This is a genomic window from Thermodesulfovibrionales bacterium (genome assembly GCA_035622735.1).
Taxonomy (GTDB): Bacteria; Nitrospirota; Thermodesulfovibrionia; order Thermodesulfovibrionales; family UBA9159; genus DASPUT01.
This window is the reverse complement of sequence record DASPUT010000048.1, coordinates 1-2755: the sequence shown is the minus strand read 5'-3', so window position 1 is coordinate 2755 and position 2755 is coordinate 1. Positions and strand designations below refer to the sequence as shown.

Below are 2755 nucleotides of genomic sequence, written 5' to 3'. Positions count from 1 at the left end.
CGCTGCCGGACCGTCCCAGGGTTTCATCCGGAGGGACTGGTATTCGAACAAGGCCTTTTCCTCGTCAGAAAAATCCAAGTTCTCCCATGCCGGAGGGATGCAGAGCATGAGGGCCTGCTCAGGCGAATAGCCCGCAAGCATGAGGAGTTCGATGATCCTGTCGAGAGAAGCTGAGTCACTCTCCTCGTTGGATACGAGAGGTCTGATCGAGCTGCCCGCATCCCCGAATATCTCGTGAATGACCTCATGCTCGATGGCAGCCATCCAGTTCCTGTTTCCCTGAATGGTATTTATCTCTCCGTTGTGAGCGAGGACGCGTAAGGGCTGCGCGAGGGTCCAATCGGGGAGGGTATTTGTAGAGAACCTCTGGTGAAAGATCGAGAAGGCGGACTCAAAATCCTTATTCTTGAGATCCGGATAGAAGCGGTCGAGTTGGGGCGCTACGAGGAGACCTTTGTAGACAATGGTCTTCGCAGACATCGACGGGATATAGACGTCTCTCTCAAACCTCTTTTCGATCGCCCTTCTCGCGAGATAAAGCCTGATTTCGGTATTCCCGGGATCGATCCCGTGAGTATCGATGAAGAGATGTCGGATGGCAGGTTTTGTCGCACAGGCAGATTCCCCGAGGGCACTGTCATCAGTCGGAACGTCCCTCCAGCCGACCGGCCTGAGATGGTGTTTGCGGAGGACTTCCTCTATTTCTGGCTCTACGCGTTTCTTGAGAAAGAAGACCGCCACGGCAAGGTTACTGCCGTGGGAGAGGGTGAACGTTTGTCTCTCTATCTCATTGAGAAAGAATTTCCTCGGTATCTCGAAGAGGACTCCTGCGCCGTCTCCGGTCTTGCCGTCCGCGCCGACAGCGCCCCTGTGGGTGAGGTTCTTGACAGCTTCAATACCCCAGGAGACAATATCATGGCTCTTCGCGCCTCTTATGTCGCAGACAAAACCGACGCCGCAGGAACTCATAATCACATTGTATCAGATATTCCCGGAGCCGGAAGTTACCGTCTTTCCAGTTCTTCGAAGAGTTTCGCTATTACCGTGTTCGAAACAACTATTCCACTTCGCGTGAGCCTGAGCCGGTCTCCGTCAGACTCAAGGAGTCCGTCGGCGATCAGCCCGGCCGAAACCTCTAGGATATCTATTCCGAGGTCCTGCCTGAATTCCCTGATGTCGAGTCCTTCGGCCTTTCTCAGGCCGAGGAAGATAAACTCTTTTATCGCTTCCTCGCACGAAAGCTCTACCGTCTCCTCTATGGCGAGATCATCGTCACCGAGCTTCTCTATATACCTTCCGATGTCGCTCAGATTCTTCATCCTCTTATCCCTGATGAAACTATGGGCTCCCGCGCCGATTCCGATATACTCCCCTCTATTCCAGTAGTTGAGATTATGCCTGCAGGAGAAGCCCTCCTTCGCAAAGTTGGAGATTTCGTAGTGCCGGTAACCCGCGTCTCGCAATCTATCGATCGTATGGTAGTACATGGCGATGACGGTCTCTTCAGGGGCTTTCATGAGCTTTTTCTCTCTGAACAGTTCGAAGAGTTCCGTACCCTTCTCAGGAGTGAGTTCGTAAGCCGAGATATGCTCGGGGACGAGTTCTATAGCCTTTGCCAGATTGCGCTCCCAGCGGTCCTCTATCTGCCCCGGTATGCCATAGATAAGGTCGAGGGAGAGGTTCCCGATACCCGAGTTCCTGACTGCCTCCACGGCGTTCACGATATCCGCAACATTGTGAATCCTCCCGAGCAACTTCAGTTCCCCATCGTCGAACGACTGGACGCCGATGCTGCACCGATTGATACCGCTCCCCGAGAGCATCTGAGCCTTCTCTCCGTCAATCGTCCCGGGATTGACCTCAAGGGTAATTTCAGCATCACGGGATATCGTATAGGAGTCTTTCAACGTCCCCAGCAACCGCATGAGGGACTGTGTGGGTAATACGGTTGGGGTGCCGCCGCCTATATAGATCGTTTTCAATTCGCCCGCGATATCTCTTCTCAGTGCGAGTTCGCGAAGAACCGCGTTCATATAGTCGAGGGCGAGGGTCTCGTCAAAGGGTACGGAGAAGAAATCGCAGTAGATGCATTTCCTGATACAGAAGGGGATGTGGATGTAGAGAGAGTTAATCATTTCACCGCCCGTTGCCTCCTCATAGGTCCTTTACGCAATCAAATATAGGGCTTCGGATCAAGACCTGTCAATGCGCTGGCGGGACCCTGAGAAGAAGTCGCTCGTCGCACAGAGATCCGGAAAAATACGCTGTCGAGAAGGCGGGTGCCCTCCTGTTGCGAGCCTTCACCCTGGAATGAGACTGCAATGAGGGAAGACTTTCTATTGCCTTCACCGACACCCATTTAGCGGACACCAGTCAAGAGGAAAACGTATCTTATCGAGAAGCATTGTTACTTCTCCCTTTTTATGAGCTGCCGACGCTCTTACCTATGCCGTTTTTTCATTGGGCTTCGGCTGCAGTCTTCACTGTGCCAGACACCCATCAGGATCGAGGCTACACTCAGAGATTGTTCCCTTAAGAGAGCCCTTCCGCTGTATGGCGGACCAGAAAACCTTCGGTTCCGTGCCGAGTCCACTTCGTTGTTTAACAATTCCCATGGTTCTTACGCCAGTCCGATGATGGCTCACGACCCGGGCAGTAAAGAATGCCGGCAACTCTTATTTTTCTGGGTGAGGCAGTGTTCCAATCAACATCATGGTTAAAAGTGCCAGTCGGTGCACAGGTTAACTGCCGCACC

Annotated in this window: 2 protein-coding genes; both read right to left on the bottom strand. The window is 53.0% G+C overall.

Going from position 1 to position 2755, the window contains the following annotated elements; translation table 11 throughout:
* The coding region (locus tag VEI96_02540) for a hypothetical protein (GenBank protein ID HXX56863.1) at positions 1-969 on the bottom strand (969 nt) is incomplete at its 3' end.
* Positions 970-1004: 35 nt separating this feature from the next.
* On the bottom strand, positions 1005-2135 hold the full coding sequence (hemW, locus tag VEI96_02535) for a radical SAM family heme chaperone HemW (GenBank protein HXX56862.1): 1131 nt from the start codon (positions 2133-2135) through the stop codon (positions 1005-1007).
* Between the last annotated feature and the right edge of the window lie 620 nt (positions 2136-2755).

Bases quoted from the DNA above. Each gene is read 5' to 3' on its own strand.
- hemW (HXX56862.1), bottom strand. From the start codon at position 2,135: ATGATTAACTCTCTCTACATCCACATCCCCTTCTGTATCAGGAAATGC.